Origin of the sequence: Blastomonas sp. RAC04 (genome assembly GCF_001713435.1) — a bacterium.
In the GTDB taxonomy this organism is placed as follows: Bacteria; Pseudomonadota; Alphaproteobacteria; order Sphingomonadales; family Sphingomonadaceae; genus Blastomonas; species Blastomonas fulva.
Window position 1 is genome coordinate 3,887,598 of record NZ_CP016460.1, and the last position, 23,662, is coordinate 3,911,259.

General features: G+C 62.8%; 17 protein-coding genes. 6 read left to right on the forward strand and 11 right to left on the reverse strand.

Annotated features, from left to right (window positions below; translation table 11 throughout):
* Window positions 1-155: 155 nt before the first annotated feature.
* From BSY18_RS19050 to BSY18_RS19065, 4 genes are all read left to right on the forward strand, one after another.
* Window positions 156-869 (forward strand): 2-oxo acid dehydrogenase subunit E2, encoded by a 714-nt coding sequence (locus BSY18_RS19050; protein ID WP_069051564.1) that lies wholly within the window; start codon window positions 156-158, stop codon window positions 867-869.
* A 37-nt stretch (window positions 870-906) separates the two neighbouring features.
* Window positions 907-1,707 carry an acyl-CoA thioesterase gene (locus tag BSY18_RS19055; protein WP_069051565.1) on the forward strand — a complete coding sequence of 267 codons (801 nt, stop codon included), beginning with the start codon at window positions 907-909 and terminating at the stop codon, window positions 1,705-1,707.
* Window positions 1,708-1,907: 200 nt separating this feature from the next.
* Window positions 1,908-4,415: a TonB-dependent receptor gene (locus BSY18_RS19060; protein WP_069051566.1), complete on the forward strand. Its 2,508-nt coding sequence runs from the start codon at window positions 1,908-1,910 to the stop codon at window positions 4,413-4,415.
* A 172-nt stretch (window positions 4,416-4,587) separates the two neighbouring features.
* Window positions 4,588-5,682 carry an alcohol dehydrogenase catalytic domain-containing protein gene (locus tag BSY18_RS19065; RefSeq protein WP_069052042.1) on the forward strand — a complete coding sequence of 365 codons (1,095 nt, stop codon included), beginning with the start codon at window positions 4,588-4,590 and terminating at the stop codon, window positions 5,680-5,682.
* 51 nt (window positions 5,683-5,733) lie between these two features.
* On the opposite strand, the gene BSY18_RS19070 is transcribed toward BSY18_RS19065, so the two are convergent.
* The 3 genes from BSY18_RS19070 to BSY18_RS19080 all read right to left on the reverse strand — a co-directional run bounded on the left by BSY18_RS19070 (window position 5,734) and on the right by BSY18_RS19080 (window position 9,641).
* Complete coding sequence (locus tag BSY18_RS19070) at window positions 5,734-7,209, reverse strand: aldehyde dehydrogenase family protein (protein ID WP_069051567.1); 1,476 nt, start codon at window positions 7,207-7,209, stop codon at window positions 5,734-5,736.
* Between the two features lie 56 nt (window positions 7,210-7,265).
* Window positions 7,266-8,891 carry a GMC family oxidoreductase gene (locus tag BSY18_RS19075; RefSeq protein ID WP_083231587.1) on the reverse strand — a complete coding sequence of 542 codons (1,626 nt, stop codon included), beginning with the start codon at window positions 8,889-8,891 and terminating at the stop codon, window positions 7,266-7,268.
* Between the two features lie 141 nt (window positions 8,892-9,032).
* Complete coding sequence (locus tag BSY18_RS19080) at window positions 9,033-9,641, reverse strand: TetR/AcrR family transcriptional regulator (RefSeq protein ID WP_069051569.1); 609 nt, start codon at window positions 9,639-9,641, stop codon at window positions 9,033-9,035.
* A 96-nt stretch (window positions 9,642-9,737) separates the two neighbouring features.
* On the opposite strand from BSY18_RS19080, the gene BSY18_RS19085 reads away from it, so the two are divergent.
* On the forward strand, window positions 9,738-10,634 hold the full coding sequence (locus BSY18_RS19085; protein WP_236823414.1) for a formylglycine-generating enzyme family protein: 897 nt from the start codon (window positions 9,738-9,740) through the stop codon (window positions 10,632-10,634).
* 14 nt (window positions 10,635-10,648) lie between these two features.
* Here BSY18_RS19085 and BSY18_RS19090 read toward each other — a convergent pair whose 3' ends face one another.
* From BSY18_RS19090 to BSY18_RS19115, 6 genes are all read right to left on the reverse strand, one after another.
* Window positions 10,649-12,919 (reverse strand): arylsulfatase, encoded by a 2,271-nt coding sequence (locus tag BSY18_RS19090; RefSeq protein ID WP_069051571.1) that lies wholly within the window; start codon window positions 12,917-12,919, stop codon window positions 10,649-10,651.
* Between the two features lie 122 nt (window positions 12,920-13,041).
* On the reverse strand, window positions 13,042-13,731 hold the full coding sequence (locus BSY18_RS19095) for an SDR family NAD(P)-dependent oxidoreductase (RefSeq protein ID WP_069051572.1): 690 nt from the start codon (window positions 13,729-13,731) through the stop codon (window positions 13,042-13,044).
* Complete coding sequence (locus BSY18_RS19100; RefSeq protein WP_083231588.1) at window positions 13,728-15,332, reverse strand: GMC family oxidoreductase; 1,605 nt, start codon at window positions 15,330-15,332, stop codon at window positions 13,728-13,730. The genes BSY18_RS19095 and BSY18_RS19100 overlap by 4 nt, the downstream gene beginning before the upstream one ends.
* A 22-nt stretch (window positions 15,333-15,354) precedes the next feature.
* Window positions 15,355-16,812, reverse strand: a complete 1,458-nt coding sequence (locus BSY18_RS19105) for an aldehyde dehydrogenase family protein (RefSeq protein WP_069051573.1) — start codon at window positions 16,810-16,812, stop codon at window positions 15,355-15,357.
* Between the two features lie 3 nt (window positions 16,813-16,815).
* Window positions 16,816-17,616 carry an SDR family NAD(P)-dependent oxidoreductase gene (locus BSY18_RS19110; protein ID WP_069051574.1) on the reverse strand — a complete coding sequence of 267 codons (801 nt, stop codon included), beginning with the start codon at window positions 17,614-17,616 and terminating at the stop codon, window positions 16,816-16,818.
* Between the two features lie 15 nt (window positions 17,617-17,631).
* The gene (locus BSY18_RS19115; protein ID WP_069051575.1) at window positions 17,632-18,840 is read right to left on the reverse strand and encodes a cytochrome P450; all 1,209 of its coding nucleotides are present in this window, start codon (window positions 18,838-18,840) and stop codon (window positions 17,632-17,634) included.
* A 93-nt stretch (window positions 18,841-18,933) separates the two neighbouring features.
* Between BSY18_RS19115 and BSY18_RS19120 the strand changes: the two genes are divergently transcribed.
* On the forward strand, window positions 18,934-19,833 hold the full coding sequence (locus BSY18_RS19120) for a LysR family transcriptional regulator (RefSeq protein ID WP_069051576.1): 900 nt from the start codon (window positions 18,934-18,936) through the stop codon (window positions 19,831-19,833).
* Between the two features lie 102 nt (window positions 19,834-19,935).
* Here BSY18_RS19120 and BSY18_RS19125 read toward each other — a convergent pair whose 3' ends face one another.
* Both BSY18_RS19125 and BSY18_RS19130 read right to left on the reverse strand, forming a co-directional pair.
* Window positions 19,936-22,002 (reverse strand): glycoside hydrolase family 97 protein, encoded by a 2,067-nt coding sequence (locus BSY18_RS19125; protein WP_069051577.1) that lies wholly within the window; start codon window positions 22,000-22,002, stop codon window positions 19,936-19,938.
* 22 nt (window positions 22,003-22,024) lie between these two features.
* The gene (locus tag BSY18_RS19130; protein ID WP_069051578.1) at window positions 22,025-23,659 is read right to left on the reverse strand and encodes an alpha-amylase family glycosyl hydrolase; all 1,635 of its coding nucleotides are present in this window, start codon (window positions 23,657-23,659) and stop codon (window positions 22,025-22,027) included.
* Between the last annotated feature and the right edge of the window lie 3 nt (window positions 23,660-23,662).

Here is a 23,662-nt window from a genome sequence, read left to right on the forward strand (position 1 = left end):
AGCGCCCTGAAGTCCTCGTCCGTCATCGCTCTCCCGCTTCCCATGCTTCTCTGATTGAGATTAAGATGTATATGATTATGATGTATTGGCGCGAGTGAGGCAAGGGCCTCTGTCTGCCCGCGAAGCAGAATAGCCGCACAAAAACAGGATGCCAGATGACCGAGATGAAGTTTGAAGATCAATTCGCTCCATTTGGATCGGTCGAGCCGGTCGCGATGACCAGTTTCCAGAAGGTGGTCGCGCGCAGGCTGACGAAAAGCTGGACCGAAATTCCGCACGTGACCCATCATGACAGCGTGGACGTGACTGAGCTCGATGCCTTCAGGCGCTCCATGCCCGCGGACACCAAGGTTTCCCCGCTGATCTTCCTGGTCAGGGCGCTCGCGGTTCTGCTGCGGGAGTTTCCTGCGTTCAACGCGTCGCTTTCGGATGACGGCAAGACGCTGTTTGCCAAGAGCTATGTCAACATCGGCGTTGCGGTGGATGGCCCGCTGGGACTGCTGGTGCCGGTGTTGCACAACGCCGACACCAAGGACGTGGGGACGCTGAATGCTGAGCTTGCTGCATTGAGCGCACAGGCGCGCGACAAGGGCCTGCCGATGAGCGCGATGTCCGGAGGATGCATGACCATCTCGTCGCTTGGCGGCATCGGCGGAACCGGCTTTTCGCCGATCATCAACCAGCCCGAGGTGGCGATTCTGGGGGTCACCCAGACCCGCATGACGCCGGTGTGGGACGGCACCGCCTTTCAGCCGCGATTGATGATGCCGTTGTCGCTAAGTTACGACCATCGTGTGATAAATGGTGCCGACGCAGCGCGATTCGTCCGCCGGATCGGCGAACTTCTCGCGGCCCCCGCCGCTCTTTGAATATCCATCTCGACACACGCTTGATACAGGGCCAGCCATGTTTGATCTGAAAGCCACCCACAATCCGCACCGCTGGTTTCTGAAGGTGGAACGCAACCTGTGCACGGGCCCCGAGCATAGGCAGTTCCTGTTCGGCGGGGTTGGCATGGCGGCATCGATCCAGGCAATGGAGCAGACCTGCAATCGCCCGGTCATATGGGCAACTGCGCAGTATCTTTCGTTCGCGCTGCCGGGGCGCATCGTCGACCTTGATGTCGTGGTCCCGGTTGCAGGAAGGCTGACCACCCAGGCCAATGTCCTGCTGCACATCGATGACCAGAAGATCATCGCGGTGCAGGCGGCGCTGGGTGCGCGGGAAGATCCGGTTCAGGACCAATGGGTCCGTATGCCCGATGTCAGCCCGCCCGAGGATTGCAAGGAGGCCAATTACTGGCGCGGTGATGGCAGCGGATTGAACGCGCGGCTGGAAATCCGGGTCGCGGCAGGACATTTCCACGGTGATCGCGCGATCGCCGAGCGCGGCGACGGCAGGCTGATCTTCTGGCTGCGATCCCGCGAAGGGGATATGATCGATTCTCGGATGCTCGCCATCGCCGCCGATTATGTCGCGTCCGGTATCGCCGGAGCCACCGGAATGCACGCCGGTGGCAACAGCCTCGACAACACCATCCGCTTTGGCAGGATCGTGCCGTGCGAATGGGTCCTTTGCGATGTCCAGATCGAATCGCTGACGCATGGCATCGTGCACGGCCGCATGCATCTGTATTCCCCCGATGGCGTGCTCATGGCAACCGCGGGTCAATCGATGATTCTGCGGGTTCACCCTCCCGCAGCATGACGGGGTCGGGGCACCCGTCCACCCATGGTCGCGGGTTGTTCGCGCCTGGGCCGTAATCGCCGCTCCTGCAAAATTGTCGTCAAACTGCAACACTTTTGCAGAACTCCGCCGGAACCGCGAATGGCCCTTGACAGCCCCCCACTCTAATCGTCTATCTACGTTGCATAATAACGACGATAAAATCATCCACGGAGGGGATTATGACCAAATTCGGCCTGTTGAGCGGCGTAGCGCTCGTATCGATTCTGGCGACGCCTGGCGTAGTGTTGGCCCAGAGCGCTGAAGATCCCCAGCCAAACCAAGGGATTGCCGACATCGTCGTCACGGCGCGCAAGACCAGCGAAAGCCTGCAGTCCACCCCGGTCGCGGTCAGCGCCATCTCAGGCGAATCGCTGGCCGATCAGCAGATCGTCGGCATCCAGGAAATCCAGGCGATCACGCCCAACATCACCTTTTCGAGCGCCGTGGCGCAGCCGGGATCGTCGACCGTGTTCATTCGCGGCCAGGGTTCGTCCGATGGTCTGGTTGCGATCGACCAGGCCGTTGGCGTCTATCTGGACGGCGTCTATGCTGCACGCTCCACCGGCGGAGCCACCGATCTGCTCGACGTCGAGCGGGTCGAGGTCCTGCGTGGTCCGCAGGGCACCCTGTTCGGCCGCAATACGACGGGTGGTGCTATCAACATCATCGCGAACAAGCCGAGCGACGAGTTCGAAGGCTCGGTGCGCGTCGATTACGGCAACTACAACGCCTGGCTGGCGCAAGGTGTCCTCAACGTTCCGCTGGGAGAAGGCGTAGCGGTTCGCGCCGCCTATCAGCACCGTGAGCGCGATGGCTTCGGGCGCAACGTCACGCTCAACCGGCCGCTGAACGATCTGGAATCCGACTTCGGCCGCCTGACCTTCGGCTTCGAGCCCGTGGGTAGTGGTTTCACCGCGCTGATTTCCGCGGATTTTTCCAAGTTCCGCAATTCCGGCGAGCTGGTCGGCCTGAGAACCTATGATCCCACCTTGTCGGCGACCAATCCTGCGGCGGCTGCCAGCCCTGCAGCGCGTCCCTTTCTGTCTCCCGAACTCCTGGCTGCCGCCTGTGGCACACAGCCTATACCTGCCGGTCTGCCTGCGGCGACAGCGGGCTTTCTGGGGGGCCTGAAATCGGGGGCTATTCCCCTGTGCCCTGCAGTGGGCGCGCGTCCCGGTCCGATTGGCACTTATGCGCTCGGCGGCGTCAACAACGCCGGCTTTTATAATCAAACCGGTAACGTTCCCGCATATGGCAAAAACGATACGTACGGGGCATCCGGCGTCCTTGAATATGAGTTCTCTCCAGCGGCAGCACTCAAGTCCACCACAGCCTGGCGCGGCGTGGAGCTGGAGTCGCTGACGGACAATGACGGCACGCCCTATCAACTCAGCGGAGGGCTGGCACCGGTTCCGGGTAACCGCATCGAGCAGGACCAGTTTTCGCAGGAACTGCAACTCACCGGAGAAATCGGCTCGTTCGAATACATTCTGGGTGGCTTCTACTTCGTCGAGAACGGCACAGACAGATCGGACAGCGGCAGTCTCTTCCCGCTCAATCCCGCTGTCGGCACGGTCGATGCGGTGGTGCGAAACGAGAGTATTGCAGGCTTTGGCCAGCTCATTTTCCAGGTAACCGATTCGGTCCGTTTGACGGGCGGCCTGCGCTACACGGAAGACAAGCGCCGGCTTGAACTGCGCAATCGGGACAGAAATGTTCTGACCAATGTCACGACATCGGCGCTGACCCTGACGAATGCGGCCGGAGCCATCATCTCCGATCTGAGGGATGGCAATCCCGCCGATCCGTTCCTGGCCACGTTCGAGCGCAAGTTCAATTACTGGTCCTATCTGGTGAGTGCGGACTGGCAGGCGACCGATGATATGTTCTTCTATGCAAAAACCAGCCGATCGCAGCGCTCGGGCGGTCTCAACACCCGCGCAGTGGCGGGCGGCATTCCGTCGGTGGCTTTCGACCCTGAAATTGTGACCGACTATGAAATCGGCGCGAAGATAGACCTGTTCGATCGTCGCGTCCGCCTCAACCTCGCCGCGTTCAACGCCAACATCAACAACCAGCAGCGCAACGTGATCGGGGTCGGCAACGGCCGCCTGGTCTCGGGTGTGGAGAATGCCGCGAAGGCCCAGATCCGTGGCTTCGAGGCGGAGCTGACCGTTGCGCCAACGACCGGCCTCACCTTGGGTTCGAACCTTGGCTATACCGATGCCAAGTACAAGCGCTTCGTCAACCTCGACGGGTCCGACTGGTCGGGTTCGGAGTTCCCCTATACGCCCGAACTCACGCTGGCATTCTTTGGCGACTACTCGGTGGATGTCGGCCCTGGTCGGCTGAAGCTGCATGCGGACTATTCCTGGCGGTCCGAAGCGTTTGCCCAGCCGATTGCCGCCTCTGCGCCACAGCGCGCAGGCAGGTCGGCCGCAGAGATCCAGACTATCAGCGATAATCTGCAGAATACGGCGCGCATTCCTTCTTATGGCCTGCTCAACGCCCGCGTCGCCTTCGAGTTCAACGAACCGCAGATCGAAGTCGCATTCTTCGCGCGCAACATCACCAAGGAACAGTATTTCTCGAGATTGCTCGCCGTGCAGGGCACTGCGCTCGGCTTCACCAGCTATATGCCTGGCGATCCGCGCACGTATGGCATCAGCGCATCATTCCGTTTCTGAATTCTCTCCAGCAGACGGTTTTCCTGGGCGGCCCGCAAAGGCCGCCCATTTTTTTGGCATTTCTATTCGTGAACAGGCACGCTGAGCCGCAGGGCTATGTCCATCCCGCCCGAACTGGGTTGATGCCAAGCGATGTCGGCGAAACTGGGCAAGCGAAAAGGGGGATATGGACATGGGACTAAGGACCAAGGCGGCGATCGCGCAGGGGCATGGCGAGCGGCTGATCGTGGACGAGATCGAGGTGCGCAGCCCGCTGGCGGGCGAGGTGCTGGTCGAGATGAAAGCGTCCGGGCTGTGCCATACCGATCTGTCGGCGATGGAGGGCAAGTTCCCGGTCAGGTTGCCCGCCGTGCTGGGGCATGAGGGCGCCGGTGTCGTGGTGGAATGCGGACCGGGGGTTTCGGGGGTTGCGCCGGGCGATGCCGTCATCCTCAACAACACCGCGCATTGCGGCCAATGCCTGCCGTGCCTTTCGGGCAAGACCGGCTATTGCGACAGCATGGCGATGGATGCGCGCGCGCCATCGCCCTTCACCTGGCGCGGCGAAAGCCTGGGACGGATGGGACCGGCGGCGAGCTTTGCCGGGCACACCATCATCCCGCCCGACCGGCTGACCCGGCTCGGGCCCGGCATAGGCTTTGACACCGCATCGCTGGTGCCATGCGGGGTGATGACCGGCGTGGGGGCAGTGAACAATGTCGCCAAGGTGGAAGCCGGCAGCAAGGTGCTGGTCTTCGGAATGGGCTCGATCGGGCTGAACGTGCTTCAGGCCTGCAGGCTGGCGGGTGCCGCATCGATCGTGGCGCTGGACACCAACGCGGCCAAGGAGGCGGTTGCCCGCGAATTTGGCGCGACCGATTTCCTCAATCCGGCCGACAGTGACCTTCCGCTTGAAAAGCGTGTGAGGACGCTGCTGGGCAGCTGGGCCGATTACGCCTTCGATTGCGTCGGCCACCCGGCAACCGTCCGGCAGGCGGTGGCGATGGTCAATCCCTATTGGGGGGTGATGGTCGCAGTGGGCATCACGCCTGTCGGCGATCAGCTCAGCCTGCCAGCCTCGACATTCTATTTCGGGCGCACCGTCCGTGGCACGTTCATGGGGGACTGCAATCCCGTGGTCGAGACGCCGCAGATCCTGGACTGGTACCGCGATGGCAGGCTGGCGATCGATCCGCTGATCACCCACCGCATTGCGCTCGAAGACATCAACACCGGTTTCGACCTGATGAAATCGGGCAAGTCGATCCGCACGGTGGTGATGTTCTGAACCGAAATGCGCGCCCCCGGGACCGGACCAGGCCGGTCCCGGGGATCAGCCTCAACCGATCAGCACGGTCTTGGTGCTGACGAATTCCATCACCCCTTCGCGGCCACCTTCGCGGCCAAAGCCGGAGATGCCCACGCCCCCGAACGGCGCGCCGACATGCATGTTGCCGGTCCCGTTGATGCCGATCGTGCCCGAGCGCAGATCGCGGGCGAGGCGGCGCGCGCGGCGCATGTCCGATGTCTGCACATAATTCGTCAGGCCATAAGCGGTGCTGTTGGCAATCTCGACCGCCTGCTCTTCGGTGTCGAACGGAATGATCGACAGTACCGGCCCGAACACCTCGTTCTGCGCCAGGCTGCTATCCGGATCGACATCGGCAAAGATGGTGGATTCGACGAAGAACCCATTAGCCAGCTCGCCGCCGGGGCGTCCCCCACCCAGCACGACACGTCCGGCGTTCTCCGCCTTGGCTTTGTCGATGATGCCGCTGACCCGCTCCAGCGCGGCCTGGTTGACCAGCGGCCCGGCAAAGGTCGTCGGCTCTAGCGGATCGCCGGTGATGTATTGGCGGACCACCGCGGTCACGCCCTCGACCACCGTATCGTAGATGCCGCGCTGCACCAGCAGCCGGGTGGGCAAAGCGCAGCCCTGGCCGGTGTTGACCAGCGCAAAGGTTGCCGAAAACGGAATGGCTTCGGCCAGATTGGCATCGTCGAACACCAGGTTTGCGCCCTTGCCGCCCAGTTCGAACAGCACCGGCACCAGATTGCTGGCGGCAGATTGCATGATCTTGGTCGCGGTGGCAGGGCCGCCGGTAAAGCTGATCTTGTTGATGCCGGGATGCGCGGAAATCGCTGCGCCCGTATCCGGCCCGCCGATGACGAGGTTGAGTACGCCATCGGGCAGGCCGGCTTCCCTTGCCAGCTCAAGAAACCGCAGCGACGTGAACGGGGTGAACTCCGCGGGCTTGAGCACCACGGTGTTGCCGGCCGCCAGCGCCGGCGGGATCTTCATCGCCAGCGACAGCAATGGTGCATTCCAGGTGATGATGATGCCGACCACACCAAAGGGCTCGGGGATGGTGTAGACCAGCGGCTCATCGCGATGGGTATCGACCACCAGCCCATCGAGCTTGTCTGCCCAGCCCGCGTAATAGCGTGTCCATTCCGCCGCCATGTTGACAAAGCGGGTCGCGCCAAAGCCCATGGTCGCGCCGTTTTCCAGCGTCGATATGGTGGCCAGCTCTTCGCCGTTGCGCACGATCAGTTCGGCCAGCTTTTCCAGGATCTCGCGCCGACGTGATCCTGGCGTGTTGCGCCATCCGGCGGCTGCCGACCGTGCTGCTGCCACCGCAGCATCGACACAATCCGTTCCCGAAAGCGGGATGCTGGCCTGGGCCTGGCCGGTTGCCGGGTTGATATGGTCGAAGGTACCGGAAGATACCCCGGCATAACGTTCGCCGCCAACCAGCGAGCTGACTGCAGGAAGGATTTCCGCAGCTTTCTTGTGTCGTTCCATCAGGGTCATTGTCGTTCCTTTCCTGCACCGTCGGGGTCTGGCCGCGCCAGTGTCCCTGGGCTGTTCTAGCTTGGATCCTGTTGGATCATCTGGGCGAGCCGCCAGGCGGCGGCCATCGTCGGCGCGTTGGTGTTGCCTGCCGGAATTTCGCGGAAGATCGAGCAATCGACGATACGCAAACCGTCTACCCCGCGCACCCGCAGGCGGCTGTCGAGCACGTCGGTATCGTCGGGCCCCATCGCCGCAGTGCCCACCGCGTGATAGCCCGAGTGGCCGAACTGCTTGTGCAGCTTCAAAATCTCGTCATCGCTTTGCGCCCAGGACGACTTTTCGGTTTCTCCGACCACCAAAGATTTGAGCGCATCCTGTTCCATGATCCGGCGGATCGTTCGGGTTCCGGCGATGCTGGTGGCCTGGTCGATTTCTGCTTCCAGATAGGCGGGGCGGATCGCCATCGGCGCGGCGGCGTCTGCTGACGTTATCAGCGCGGTGCCTTCGCTGACCGGGCGCAGCATATAGGAATAGCACTGCATCCCCGGTTGCTGCTCGAACGCGATGCCCTGCCCGTTGGGGTCGAGCGAATAGGGGTTGAACATGATCTGCGTGTCCGGACGAGTCGATCCGGGATGCGCGCGGACGAAGGCTATGGCTTCGGCTGCGCCGCGTGCCAGCGGGCCTTTGCCGCGTGCCAGATAGTTGAGCATGTTGCCGATCAGCCGCGCGCCGCCATATTCACGGTTGTCGCTGTAGCGCCAGTCGCGCAGCCGGAAGTTGATCGCCAGCGTCAGATGCTCGCGCATCCGCTTGCCGACATTGGGGCTGTGCACCACCGTCTCGATGCCTGCTGCCTGCAGCACCGCGCCATCGCCGATGCCTGACAATTGCAGGATCTTGGGCGAGACCAGCGCGCCTGCGCACAGGATGACCTCGCGCCCGGCATAAAGATTCACCGCCTGGCCCTCGCTGGTGCAGGCCACGCCTGCCGCCCTGCCATCGGCGATCAGCACCCTGTCCACCCGGGTCTGAGTGCGGATGGTGAGGTTTGTTCGGCCGCTGGCCTTGTCGATCAGCACGCGGGCCGAACTGATCCGGCGACCGGATCTATCGATATTCCACTGTGCATAGCCGATGCCTTCGAGCTCGGGACCGTTCTGATCGTCCTTCTCGCGCAGCTGCAGCGCGCCGCCCGCAGCGATGAATGCATCGGCGAGCGGGGTGCGGTTTGGGTTGGTGGTGATGCTGACCGGGCCACCGCTGCCGCGATGGTCGCTGGCGCCCATATGGTGATCCTCCAGCGCGCGCAGGCACGGCAGCATGTCCTTCCAGCCCCAGCCGGGATTGCCCAGGGCTTCGATGGCGTCGTAATCCTCGGCGACGCCCCGGTTCCAGACCATGCCGTTGATCGCGCTCGATCCGCCCAGCATCCTGCCACGTGCCCAGACTTCCTGGGGGCCAGGCGCGCTTTCATCCACGCTGGTGGGGTAATAATGGCTGTACTGCGGATCCATCAGCAGCTTGCCGAAGCCCTTGGGCATCCGGCTCAGCCAGGTGTCACCGCCGCCTTCCTCGAGCAGCAGAACCGTATGGCGGCCATCGGCAGAAAGCCGATCAGCCAGCACCGCGCCCGCCGAGCCTGAGCCGACGATGATGAAGTCCGCCACAGGGACGTGAGCGTCAGGCTGCGTTGCCATCGGGATCCTCTCGTTTTTTGAAATTAATAGAGAGTTTCGTCTAGTATGACAAGGCGGTATGCGGGAGCACCGTTTCGAAACGCACGCGTGCTCGCCGCCGGAGCGCGTCCAGCCGGGCATCATCTGCAGCCATGGTTCAAATCAGGCGGGCGTTGCTTCCTGCGTCAGCAGATAGGCGGTCAGCGCAACAGGAATGCCGGGCACCAGCGCGCGTCGCGCCGTGTCATGATGATCCAGCGCGAACGCAAGCGTGCCTGTCGAAATCGCATAAAGCATGCGCGCGACATCTGGCCCGCGCCGATCGCCCAGGCGCAATGTCATGACGCTCTCGACCAGCGCTAGAAAGGCATCGGCGGCCCGTTCCTCGTGCAACTGGTGCAGGTCAAGCGCGAACGGGTGGTCGGCATAAAAGCGGATGGGCTTGCCGAACAGGCAATCGATCGCATCGCCAGCCGACATGGCGATCCACTGGTCCGGCGTGACCGCGGCCAGGCTGCCGATGATGTCGGCGATTGCCTGCCGATGGCGCTCGCGCAACGCGTCGAGCAGCTGGTCCTTGTCCCGGAAAAAATGGTACATCGAGCCGATCGAGGCGCCGGCCCGCTTTGCTGTTGCGTGAAGGGTCAGCCCTGCAATTCCCGTTTCGGATATGATCGCGGCAGCGGCATCGAGAATGGCCTCGCGACGCTTGACCCCATTGGACCGCTGGGGCGTGCGTGCGGCGGTGGATGGTGGCTTGGCAGTGGACATGTTCGAAAATCTATCGCACGCCAGCCCAAGAAAAGTCGAGTCCGCAGCAACGGCTCGGCCGGACAGTGCGCGAGCAAAGGCCACGAAGGAACCGCCATGCACCCTGCAATCCCGTCGCCAGCGATGATCCTGTTGCCGGGTGGATCGGTGACTATCGGCAGCACCGATTTCTATCCGGAGGAAGCACCGGTGCGGACCCATGAGGTCGCACCGTTCCTGCTCGATCCAACGCCGGTTACCAATGCGCAGTTTGCCGCGTTTGTCGCCGACACGGGCTATGTGACGCTGGCGGAAACGGCGCCGGATCCGGCGGATTACCCCGGCATCCTGCCCGAAATGATCGTAGCAGGGTCGATCGTTTTCACCGCGCCTGCAAAAGGCGGTCCGGTGGGACCTGAAAGCTGGTGGTGCTATGTGGCGGGCGCCAATTGGCGGCAGCCTTATGGCACCGGCATCGATGACCCATCGCCACTGCCCGACCACCCCGTGGTGCACATCGCTTATGGCGATGCGCTGGCCTATGCTCGCTGGGCCGACAAGCGCCTGCCGACCGAGGTAGAGGCCGAATTCGCGTCGCGCGGGGGCCTCGCCAATGCAGCCTATGCCTGGGGCGACGAATTTCTCCCGGGAGGCGAGGCGCAGGCCAATATCTGGCTCGAGGGCTTTCCGTTCACCCATCCCGATCGCAATGGCCCGCCTTATACCACTCCTGTCACGCGCTATCGGCCCAATGGCTACGGACTATTCGACCTGATCGGAAATGTCTGGGAATGGACGTCGAGCGACGCCAGCGGTCCGGTCGGCAACAACAGCTGTTGCCACCTGAAATCGGGAGAATTCACCCCAAGCCCTCATTTGCACAAGGTGCTGAAGGGCGGATCGCATCTGTGTGCGCCCAATTACTGCCAGCGCTATCGCCCCGCCGCCAGATGGTTTCAGCCGGTGGATACATCAACCACCCATGTCGGCTTCCGCTGCGCCAGATCGATCTGACAGCAGCGGACCTGTTATTTGATCTGGAAGGATACCTTGCCCAGCCTGCCGGAAAACGGCTTGTCGGGAGCATAAGTGGGGCTGACCGTGCTGCCGCGATCCAGGCCTATATCGAAGGTTTCCGCGACGCCATAGGCTGCAGGAATGACCGCCTGCACATCGCGCCGGACCAGCACCTGATCGCCTGCCATGATGGTCACCGTAACGGTCTCCGCAGACATCGGCTTGGGAGTGGCACGCTCGACCCGCAGTGTCAGGTCGCTGGTGCCTTTGGGCAGGGCCGCTGCCGCCTGCACGGTGGTGAGCTTGCCCGACAGATCTCGGAATGCAAAACCGGGGACGCCGTTCAACAGATAGGCTGCCATGCCGCCGCTGGATCCTCCGAACGCAAAGATCGGCCCGCTTTCGTCTCCTGATGTCAGCTCGATCTGCGCCTTCATGTCAAAGGGCCGGATCGCAATCGGCGGGGCAGCGCCATAGCCGATATTGGTCATCGGCCTGTCGAATGACCACAGGCCCTTACGCGCCGCCATTTCGGCCTGGAACGCCTTGGCCCCGAACGCCCGGGAATCGCCGAAATTGGATATCGGGTTGACGTTGTATAGCCTGGCCTGCTCCTCGAACAGCGCAGCCAGTTCGCCGACCTTGTCAGGTCGCTTTGCCGCCAGGTTGATGGTTTGGCCAGGATCGATATCGGTGTGATACAGCTCCCAAGGCTCGGTGATCGGCGACATCTGGTCCATCCGCCACGGATCGAGCCGGTGCGATGTTACGATCGTCCAGCCATCGTGCCACAGCCCCTTGTTGCCATACATCTCGAAATACTGCGCGCGGCTGGTGGTGGGGGCATCCCTGGTCAGCAACTTCGGCTTCAGGCTGACGCCCTCCATTGGAACCTGTGCGACATTGTTGATCGTCGGGGCGAGCGGAACCCCTGCCAGATCGAGCACGGTCGGCATCACATCGGCGACGTAGGCAAATTCGCTGCGCAGTTCGCCGTGCGCCGCAACCGCCTTGGGCCACGACACGATCAGCGGAACGCGGATGCCGCCATCGTGCGTGGTCTGCTTGTAATTGCGCAGCGGAGTGTTACCCGCGACAGCCCAGCCAAAGGCATAATGCGGCTGAGTCTCGGGGCCGCCCCAGCGGTCGACGAAGGTGCGGTTTTCCTGCGCCGACGGATAGTATCCGTTCATGAACAGAGTTTCGTTGTGGGTGCCGTGATACGCGCCTTCAGCGCTTGCGCCATTGTCGGAGGTGATGGCGATGATGGTGTTGTCTAGTTCGCCCTTGGCTTCCAGCGCATCGAGGATGCGGCCGAACTGTTCGTCGGCGTGGCTGACAGCGGCGGCGAACACCTCCATCTGACGGGCGTAGAGCTTCTTGTTGTCCGGGCTCAATGTCTCCCAGGCGGGCATGCCTTCGGGGCGGGGGGCCAGCCTGGTCCCCTTGGGCATGATCCCCATCGCGATCTGCTGCTTCAGCACGACGTCGCGGGCCTTGTCCCAGCCCATGTCGAACTGGCCCTTGTAGCGGTCTATCCAGGCTTGCGGAGCGTGGTGCGGGGCATGGGCCGTGCCGGTCGCCAGATAGATGAACACCGGGGCGGCATCCCGCCTTGCGCTGCGGGCATCGAACGCGGCAATCGCCCGGTCGGCAAGATCGTCGTTGAGGTGATAGCCGGGGCCCGCCGGGGTCGCGACCGGCGAGGTGCCATCCAGCAGCACAGGCTGCCAATTGTCTGCATCAGCACCGATGAAGCCGTAGAATTTGTCGAAGCCCTGGCCGGTCGGCCACAGATTGAACGGGCCGGCCTGGGTCATGTCCGCGCCCGGCAAATGGTCCCACTTGCCCAGCGCAACCGTCTGATAGCCCGCCGCCTTCATGTTGGCAGCGATCGTTCCGGCACTGGCCGGGACATGCGCGTCATAGCCGGGATAAGGCAGCGGCGCGCCCGCATGGCCCCCGACATGGACGCTGTGCGGGTTGCGACCGGTCAGCAAGGCAGCCCGGCTCGCCGAGCAGATCGGCGCGGTGCGGTAATTGGTGTAGCGAACCCCACGGTTGGCGACCCGATCGATGTTCGGCGTCCTCACCAGACCGCCGAAGCACGAAAGCTGGGCAAAGCCGATATCGTCCAGCATCCAGACGATGACATGCGGCTTGAGCTGGGTCTGTTGCGTCTGCGCCACGGGCGCTTCGGGGACAGCCTGCGCAATGGCGGGCGCGTTTGAAAAGATCACCGCAACGCTGGCGAGCAGGGGCTTATAGGCACGACGGGTCATCGCAGATCCTTTGAGGCTGGGGCGGCTGGAGCGACATCGAGCCAAGCTGGATTATACATCTATAGGATATATCTATATAAAACAGCCTTCCCCCGCAAGCCGCCCGTCATGCCAAAAATCGGTCAGCTGATCAGAAAGCCGCCATCCAGGGCGAGCGATTGGCCGGTGATGAATTTTGCGGCTGGCGAGCAAAGATACAGGATTGCGCTGGCCACATCTTCGGGTTGTCCCATGCCCAGAGTCAGCCGTCCCGGTTGCATGGCGGGGCCGCCCAGCTGCACCGCATCGCTGGCGGGCTGACCGCACGGGACCGCGCCGTGAAGGACCGTATTGGCTCGAATACCATCACCGGCATGATCCAGCGCCGTCGCGCGGACCAATGCATTGAGTCCCGCTTTGGAAGAACCATAAGCCGCATTGCCCATGAGCACCGGATGCAGCGACCCCATCGTGGAAACCGCCACGATCACGCCACCACCCTGACCTTTCATCTGGCGAACCGCATCACGCAAGGCGATGAAGGCGCCGCGCAAATTGATGTCATGCATGACGTCCCATTGCGCAAGCGTCATGTCCGGCAGAGCATAGGTGCCAATTCGGCTGGCGGCATAGACGACGATGTCGAGGCGGCCATGCCGTTCGACAAACCCCGCATAAGCATCCGCCATTGCGGCTTCTTCCGTGGCCACATCGATCAGTTCGACCGTCGCGCCAGCCTGCGTGAACAGTGCCAAAGTCGCCTGGGCGATCGGGTTGTCGCCAATGATCAGCGCCGTTTTGTCTGCGATTCCAAAGATGCCGTCCAACATCATGCATGCCCCTTGATGATATCTGCACCGCGCTCTGCGATCATGATCGTCGGCGCGTTGGTGTTGCCGGAAACCGGCTCGGGCATGATCGAGGCGTCGATGACGCGCAGCCCGGTGATGCCCCGCACCCGCAATCGCGGGTCGAGCACGGCCATGGGATCGCCATCCGGCCCCATGCGACAGGCTCCGACAGCGTGATAGCCAATGCCTCCGAACTGGCGGACATAGGCTGCCCAATCTTCGTCCGTTTCGGGTGTCGGATCCGGTTTCAGGGGGCCGGTAATGATGCTGGCCAAAGCTGGTGCCTTGCAAAGGCGCTCTATGAGCTTCAACCCCTTGACCAGCTTGTCCACATCGCTCTGCGCGCTTTGCAGCCGGTGATCGATCACTGGCTTGTCAAATGGATCGGCAGTGCGCAGTCGAATTTCGCCTCGGCTCTGGGGGCGGGCGACATGGAACGCGATCGAAAAGGAAGGCCGCCTTTCCACCACCGCATCGCCCTTGTCGTTGAAGGTAACCGCAACGGGCAGGGCTGACAGAATGATGTCAGGGTCCACAAGCTCTGGATCAGTGCGAAGGGCGGCCATCACCTGCACGGCTGGCGTGGTCAGCAACCCTTTGTGGAACAGCAGATAATTCAGCAGATTGCCGATCATGCTGATAGGCCCCAGCCGGGCGCTCATCGTCGGGATGTTGACCAGCTTGGAAACGGAAATCGTGTTATGCTCGCGCAGGTTCTGTCCCACGCCTGGCAGATCGCATTGAACGGGAATACCCAATGCCTTGAGATGCGCCGCCGGGCCTATGCCCGAACGCATGAGGATCGCGGGAGAATGCATCGTCCCAGCAGAAACGATGACCTCAGCCGTCGCGCTGGCCTGATGTTGCTCGCCGCCGACACGATACTCGACCCCCGTTGCATGGCCATTGTCGACGGCGATCCGCTCGACATGCGCGCCGGTAACAACGGTCAGATTCGCCCGTGTGCGCGCCGGTTCGAGATAGGCGCGCACCGTGGAGCAGCGTTGTCCGTCCTTTTGGGTAGCAAAGTTGCGATAGACGCCGGCCTGGCTGCCGTTGCAATAATCCTCGTTCACCGGGATACCGATCTGGGTGAAGGCCTCAATGACATGGGCACCGATCGGCTCGGGCTTCTTCACCGGCGAAACGCTTAGCGGGCCGTGGCTGCCGTGTGATTGCGAGGGCGCGCCTTGAAAGCACTCCGATTTCAGAAAATAGGGGAAGATGCTGTCATAGCCCCAACCCGAACAGCCCAGCCGTTCCCATGCGTCGTAATCAGAGCGCTCGCCCCGCATGTATACCTGCCCGTTGATCGCAGAACCGCCACCCAGAGCCTTGCCCGCCACCCATTGCATGGTGCGGTTGCCGATGGTGGGATCGGGCTCGGTGGGCAGCCGCCAATCAAACGTCTTGTGTCCCATCAGCTTGGCGGTGCCCGCGGGCATCTTGGTGAGAAAGTTCTCCCCCTCGCCGCCCGCTTCCAGCAACAGGACCGTACGGGACGGGTCTTCGCTCAGACGCGCCGCAAGCACGCAACCTGCGCTCCCGCCTCCGATGATGATATAGTCGGCGCTCTGTATCATGTGTCCATCTCCTCGGGCTGGATCACAGATGCATCAAGACCTGCTTGATCTGCATGAACTCTTCAAGGCCGGGGCGTCCACCTTCGCGCCCGAAACCGCTTTGCTTCACACCGCCAAAGGGCTGATTTGGCGACATCGGCAGCATGCCATTGACTGCGACACAGCCGACCTGCAGCCTGGCCGCAAGGCTGTGCGCAAGGCTGTGCGCACGGCTGAGATCGCGGGTGTGGACATAAGCACCCAAGCCGAAACGCGAATCATTGGCCTTTGCGATGACCTCTTCATCGTCCTTGAAGCGCATGATGGTCAGCACCGGGCCGAACACCTCTTCGCGGGCGAGGTTGCTGTCATGGGCGACATCGGCGAAGATCGTTGGCTCGACATAGCTGCCTGCCGCCAGCGCACCCTGTCCGCGCCGCCCGCCGGCAACCAGTCTGCCCCCCGATTCAACCTTTGCCTTCTCGATAACCCCCATGATGCGCTGTGCCGCCGCTTCATGGATGACCGGCCCGATCAGGGTTGCCGGATCAAGCGGATCACCCATTGTGAATTGCTGCGCCGTGCCGCGAACGCGGTCCACAAACTCATCGAAGATCGCATCATGGGCATACACGCGGGTGGGCAGAACACATCCCTGGCCAGACAGGGCCACCAGGCTGCAGGTGGCTGACATGGTGGCCGCCTTGTCCAGATCGGCATCAGGAAAAATGATGTTTGCAGATTTGCCCCCCAGTTCGAGCGCGAGCGGCTTCAGATGCTCGGCGGCGGTATGCATCACCGCCCTGGCGACTGACTCGCCGCCAGTGAAACTGACCTTGCCAACAGCCGGGTGCGCGATGAGAGCCTCGCCCGCTACAGCATCGCCTGGCACCACATTGAGGGCACCGACCGGCAATCCCGCCTCTAGCGCCAATTCCCCGATGCGCAGCGCCACAAATGGCGTTTGGGTCGGCGGCTTGAGTACAACCGCATTGCCCGCCGCCAACGCAAGAACTGCTGTCATCGCTGTGGCAATGAGCGGTGAGTTCCACGGGATGATGACCCCGATCACGCCGATCGGCTCATGCCGGGCATAAGCAAAACCATTGATCCCGAACGGTTCGCTGCAAGTGCCTTCGATCTTGTCAGCCCAACCGGCGTAATAGCGGATCCACGCGACGGCCTGCGGCGTGCCCTTCAGGCTGATCGGCGTACCACCTTCCAGCGCGATCATGGTCGCCATATGCTCGGCGTCCTGCTCCACCAGATCCGCCAGCCTGAGCAGACAATCCCGCCGCTTTTCCGGCCCCATCTCGGCCCAGGCCCTTTGCCCCGCAACCGCGGCGGCCACGGCTGCATCGATTTCGGCCTTGCCGCTGACCATGACGCTGGCCTGCGCCTTGCCGGTTGCAGGATTGATATGTTCGCGCGCGCCAAGACTGGTGAAGGAAGGTCGGTCCGATCCTATCAGCGGGCTGCTGCTGCCGAGAACGTCAAGCATCGACTATCCTTTTGTGAACCCGCCATCGACGAGCAATTCAACGCCTGTGATATAGCTTGCAGCGTCGCTGGCCAGAAACAGCACCGCTCGCGCCATTTCGATGGGATCTGCGATCCGTCCGATAACATTGCGACCGGGGAGCAGCGCGGGTCCCTCGATCCTGGGGCCACCCTGCGCTGCCATGGCGCGCATCTTGTCTGGCCCCGGAGTGGCCATGCCGCCCGGCAACACCGAATTGACCCGGATTGCGTCCTTCGCAAACTCGACAGCGCTCAGCCGCGTGATCGCGTCCACACCCGATTTGGCCGAGTCATAGTGCATGTTGGGGTAGATGGTCGGGTGCTGCGCGCTCATCGACGAAATGTTGACGATGGAACCGCCGCCACGCCGGCGCATCTGCTTCACCGCTTCGCGCAGGCACAGGAACGTTCCTCTGGTGCAGACCGCGTGCATGATGTCCCATTCGGCCACGGACATGTCCATGGTATTGGCCTTGTTGCGATAGGCCGCGTTGTTGACGAGGACATCAATCCCGCCAAATGTTTCTGCGGCAGCGGCAAAGCCTGTCTGCACAGAGCCTTCATCCGCGACATCCATCGCAACGCCCAGGGTTGGTCCCCTGGCGGACAGTTCTGCTGCGGTGGAGGCAGCCGCCTCGCCATTCAGGTCGGCGATCACCACCGATGCACCTACATCGAGGAAGAGCTCGGCAATGGATCGGCCCAGCCCCTGCGCGGCGCCCGTAATTAGCGCGACTTTGCCTTCAAGCGTAAATGGCGCGAGCGCGCTCTGCTGAATTGTCATGTGAGCTCTCCCGTTTCAGTCCCAGCGGAGGTGGAGTTCGTCAAATCCCGGCACCGAGCCGCAGTGCTCCACATTGACCTGGTCCGGGTCGAGCCGGAACTCGGGCATCCGGCCAACAAACTCGTCCAGGAACACCTGAATTTCCGCGCGGGCCAGTCCTGCGCCGATGCATTTGTGTGGCCCATTGCCAAATGTGTTGTGATCCATCGGCCCGACCCCTCGGTCGAAGTCCACAACCAGCGGATTGGGATAGGCCCGGTCATCAATGCCCGACAGATTGTTGGGCACCATGATCATGTCGTCCTTCTTGAACAGCACGCCCTTGTATTCGAAGTCCCGCGTCAGAATGCGCCCGGTGTTGGACAGGCCAAAACGGCGCAGAAACTCCTCTGCGGCCTTGGGAATGATGTCCTTGTCCTTGCGCAGGCGCGCCTGCTGCTCAGGATGTTGCGCCAGATAGTGGGTGATATAGGACAGTGAGGAGGCAACCGTATCCAGCCCGCCGACAAAGAGCAGCGTGGCCATCGACAGCGTTTCTTCGTCGGATTCAAACCGCGGATTGCGCCGCCAGTTGGCTACGCGGGTCAAAAGGTCTTCGCCTTCGCCGCCCTCACGTTCGTCCAGCACGGTCTTGAGATATTCCCGAACCCGCATATTCGCCTTCATGCGCTCGTCCGGCTCGTAGGATGACATGATTGCCAACCCCCACTCCACGAACTCCTCCCGGCGGTCGAGCGGCAGATCGACGATCCGCAGGAACATCGCCACCGGCATGATGCGAGCGAATTCGCTCACAAATTCGCAGCGACCCTTGGGTCTGATCTGCTCGATCAGTTCAATGGTCAGCACCTTTGCATCCCCGCGCATTTTGGCGATTTTGCTGGGGGCAAAGGCCGGGTTCAAGACCGCGCGATAGCGGGCATGATTGGGGGGATCGACCGAGAGCGGAACAACCTTGAACGGATTCAGCAGGCGCGGAATCATGAATTCCTCGTGGCTGAAGATCGCGTAGTTCTCCTGAACGAATTTCACATCTTCGGCGCGCGTGACCAGCCAATGGCCGCCATGCCGCTGCGTCCAGATGATATCCGGCCCGTCATGCAGCCGCTTGGATGCCGCATAAACGCCCAGTTCTGCCATCCCGGCCAGGTCCACATAGTCATGATCGACCACCAGGTGATCGGGAACATGATCTGGTTTGGGAGTGAGCACATTTGCCATCATCCATCCTCTCCGGTGTGTCTTTGACGCTTGACATGACATCGCCCAGCTATCACGTCCAATGCATATTAGATGCAGTTACCATAATGGAGACGCATGATGCTCGATCTGCGTGTGCTGAATAATCTGGTGGTAGTGGCGCAAGAGGCGAACATCTCACGCGCCGCAGAGCGCCTGAATCTTTCCCAACCTGCACTCAGCCGAAGCATCGCTCAATTGGAGGCCAAGTTTGGCGTGCGCCTGCTGGATCGCAGCCGGATTGGTGTAACCCTTACCAACGCGGGGGAGGACCTGCTGGCCAAAGCTCGCAGCCTGTTGGGCCAAGCCGTCGCGATCGAGAACGACCTCCTCATGCAGAGCCGGGGGGATTCCGGACGCATCAGATTGGGTGTCGGCCCCTTGGTTTCGGGCATCGTGATGGAGTCGCTGCTGATCAAAAGTCTTGAACGATGGCCGATGTTATCGGTTGTCGTCGATGTCGAGCCGACGATGAATCTGGTGCTTCGATTGATGGATGCGGAAATAGACTGCTGCATTTGCGCGGCGTCCACGCTGGAACCCAATCCTTCGCTGGCCATCACTGTCCTGGCGCAGATCCAGATGGGCTTTTTCGTGCGAGCCGGCCATCCATTGTTAACCGGCAGCGCGGCATTCAACCCGAACGATATGGCGCTGTACCCTCGCATGACAGGGCGCTCTCCCAATCCGCTCGCGCCTTCCTTTCAATCGATCTTCGAAGGGCAACCACCCACGCTTGAATGCGACAATTTCAGCATCCTGAAACAGGTGGCATTGCACACCGATGCCATCTGGTACGCCAGCGATCGTGTCATCTCCGACGAATTGCAGTCCGGCAGGTTGATCGAGTTGCCAGTGTCGACGATGCCGGCGAACCGCAAGATCGACATCGTTCTTGCCCATCTCAAAAATCGAACCTTGAGCCCCGCTACCCGGCAGGTCGTCGGTGTGGCAAAATCGATACTGCAGTTGGGGTAGGCAATTACCGCATGCTCCATTTTCCTGACCAGCATCGTCGGTTGGACCGCCCCTCCGGCATCCTTGTCGCGGATGCTGCTGTGACATCAGGTCCGCGCCGGGCTACTCGATCGCTTCAAGCCGCACTGCAAAGCCGCCGCCTGCGGCCATGCGGATGGTCATCCGGTCGCCGGCGGTCAGCGGTTTCTGCTCGATGACGATGTCGTGCCGCGCGGCGGTGCGGTAATCGGCTGTGTCGCCATCGCGCCAGACGTGCGCGCGCCAGCGTGTGCCTGCGGGAAGAAAGGCCGTGTCGATCACCACCTCGCGCGGCTGGGTGTCGGTGACGCCGCCGATGTACCAGTCGGGCCCGTTGCGATCCTGCCGCGCAAGAACCGCCAGTTCGCCCACCGCGCCGGTCAGCACCCGGGTTTGGGCCCAATCGGTCGGTACCTTGCGGATGAAGTCCATCTCGCGCGGATGCGCCTCGAGATTTTCGGGCAGGTCGGCCACCATCTGGATCGGCGAGTACAGCACGACATACAGCGCCAGTTCACGCGCAAGCGTCGATTCCAGATCGCGTCCGCCGCGTCCCTTGAGCGAGAGAATCCCCGGGGTGTAGTCCATCGGCCCCGCGAGCATGCGGGTGAACACCAAGGTGGGGGCATGGGCAGGGCCGTTGCCCGGCGTTCCCCATGCCTGATACTCGCCGCCACGCGCGCCCTCGCGGCTCACCCAGTTGGGATAGGTGCGCCTCAGCCCGGTGTCCTTGATCGGCTCGTGCGGGTTGACCGCGATGCGCCGCGCGGCCGCCTCGCGCACGACCTTGAGGTGGTGCTGCGCCATGCGCTGGCCGTCGTGCCATTCCATCCGCTGCTCGCCCGGCGCATTGCCCGGAGCGATGATGCCGCCGGCATCGGCGACATAGCCGGTCTTGACCGCATCGACGCCGTGCCGCGCATACAGGTCGAGCGCGGCGTCGAGGCCCGCCTCGTACTTCGCGATGTTGCCGCCGGTTTCGTGATGGCCGATCAGCCGCACGCCTTTCCTGCGCGCATAAGCGGCAAGATCGGGCAGATCGAAATCGGGATAGCTCTGGGCAAAATCGAAGTCGCGGCCGTTGCCGAACCAGTTGCCGTCCCAGCCGGTGTTCCAGCCTTCGACCAGCACCCCGCGAAAGCCGTTCTTCGCGGCGAAATCGATGTGCCGCTTGACGTTGGCATTGGTCGCGCCGTGGGTGGCGCCGCTCGCCCAGCTCTTGCTCTCGAGGTGCATTTCCCACCACACGCCGACATATTTGTGTGGCGTGAACCAGCTGACATCGCCCAGCACGTTGGGATCGTTGAGGTTGAGCTCGAGATCGTTGTCGTAGAGCCCGGCGGCATCGTCGGCGATGCGGATGCTGCGCCAGGGGGTGGTGAACGCGCCGGTTCGTTCGACCTTGGCGCCCCGGCTGGAGGGCGAAAGCGTCGCGCGGAAACGCAGGCCGTCGACACGCTTGAGCCACATCGCGGAATAATCGACCAGCGCCGCCTCGTGGAACGCCAGGTGCGTCCCATCGGCGAGCTTCACCGTCATCGGCGTGTGCGCGGCGGAGACCTCGCCGATCGCGGTGTGGTGGTAGAGATATTCGTAGCGGTTCCAGTCGCCCGCCTGGATCCACCACGCTGTACCCGGGGCTGCGATTACGAACTCGGTCAGCTCGTCTGCGATGCGCCAGGGCTTGCCATCGGCGCGCGCGGAAAACTCGTAGCGAAAGCCCACGCCGTCGTCGAACGCGCGAAAGCGGATCGCGATCGCTCGGTCGGCGCGGTTGTCGGTCAGCGCATTGCTCGCGCCGAGGGAGGCGAGGCGCACCAGCAGCTCGTTGTGCGAATCGGTGACGAACCGCCGCTCGCCCCAGGGCTGTTCCCAGCGGGTGTTGCGGCTGGTGGTTTCGCTGCCGACAAACCGGCTGTTGCGCCCGATCGCATCCTGGTCGGTAAACTGGAAGCCCAGCCGCGACGGCGCGATCAGCGGCTTGCCATCGCGGCTGACCGCATAATGCGCCCAGCCCTCGCCATCGATGGTGATGTCGATCCGCACCCTGCCATCGGGCGAGGCGACGCTGGCGAGTGCCCCCTCCTGTGCCATCGCCGGAGCGCCCAGCGCCGCAAGCAGCATGATCACGGTGAGGACGAGCGCACGCATGGCATTTCTCCAGTCAGCAGGGTCAATCGGGCACGAAGAGCAGCGCGCCATGGCCGGGCAGGGCGCCGGGGGCGGCATCGTTGACCGCCATCAGCACCTCGCCTGTCCCCGGCACGCCCTCAGGCCAGCGGGCAACGTCGGCCTGCATGTTGAACATCGCGATGATCCGCTGGCCGTGGCCCACCCGCTCGAAGGCGAGCAGCTGCGCATCGCAGTGCAGGATTGCGACGCTGCCGGTGGCGAGCGCGGGATGTGTCTTGCGCAGGCGCAGCGCGGCGCGGACGAGGTTGAGCAGCGAATGCGGATCGCGCGCCTGCACGTCCACCGACAGCGCGGCATGATCCTCGCCGAACGGCAGCCAGGGATCGCCGCTGCCGAAGCCCAGATCGTTCGCGCTGTGCCGCCAGGGCATAGGGGTGCGCGCGCCGTCGCGGCTCAGCGTCAGCGGCCAGTTGGTGATCGCCTCGGGGTCCTGCAGCCGCTCGAACGGGATGTCGACCTGCGGCAGCCCCAGCTCCTCGCCTTGATAGAGGAAGATGTTGCCGCGCAACGCGACAAGCAGCAGCATCTTCATGCCCGCAAAGGCGTCGCGATGCTCAGCATCGACCCAGCGCGACAAGGCGCGTGGCGCATCGTGGTTCTCGAACGCCCAGCTCGGCCAGCCGGTCCCCGGCGTGTCTGGCCAGCTCAGCAGCGCATCGGCGACCATCTGCGGGGTCAGCTTTTCGGCGTAGAGGAAGTCGAAGCCATAGGCGCTGTCGAACCGCGTTCCGCCCGCGGTGAACAGCTTCATCTCGCGCTCGGCATCGTCGCCGCCGACCTCGGCCACGGTGAACTTGTCGCCATGGCTGTCGATCAGCGCGCGCATCCGTTCGACAAAGCCCGGGATATCGGGGTGCGACTGGTTGTAGAGCTTGAGCTGGAAATCGAACGGCCGGGTGCGGGGCTTGTCGGTGAGCGGCGCGGGCGGATTGTCGCGCAGTTCGGGGTCGTGCATCGCGAAGTTGACCGCATCCATGCGGAAGCCGTCGACGCCGCGATCGAGCCAGAAGCCCAGCACATCGAGCAGCGCCTGCTGCACATCCGGATTGTGCACATTGAGCTGCGGCTGCTCCTTGAGGAAGTTGTGCATGTAATACTGGCCGCGCCGCGCATCCCAGGTCCATGCCGGACCACCGAACACCGACTGCCAGTTGGTCGGCGGGCTGCCATCGCTTTTCGCATCGGCCCAGACATACCAGTCGGCATGCGCGCTCGCCTTGCTCGAACGGCTGTCGACGAACCAGGGATGCTGATCAGAGCTGTGCGAGAACACCTGATCGATCAGCACCTTGAGCCCCAGATCGTGCGCGCGCGCGATCAGCGCGTCGAAGTCTGCCAGCGTGCCGAAAATCGGATCGACATTGCAGTAATCGGCGACGTCATAGCCGAAGTCCTTCATTGGCGAGGGGAAGAACGGCGACAGCCACAAAGCGTCCACCCCCAAAGAGGCGATATGCTCGAGCCGCGCGGTGATGCCCGCCAGATCGCCGATTCCGTCGCCGTTCGAATCGGCAAAGCTGCGCGGATAGACCTGATAGATGCTCGCGCCCTTCCACCAGGGCGTGTCCTGCAGCGAGGGATGTGCGGGCCGGGTGTCGCAGATCGGCTTGGTCATCTT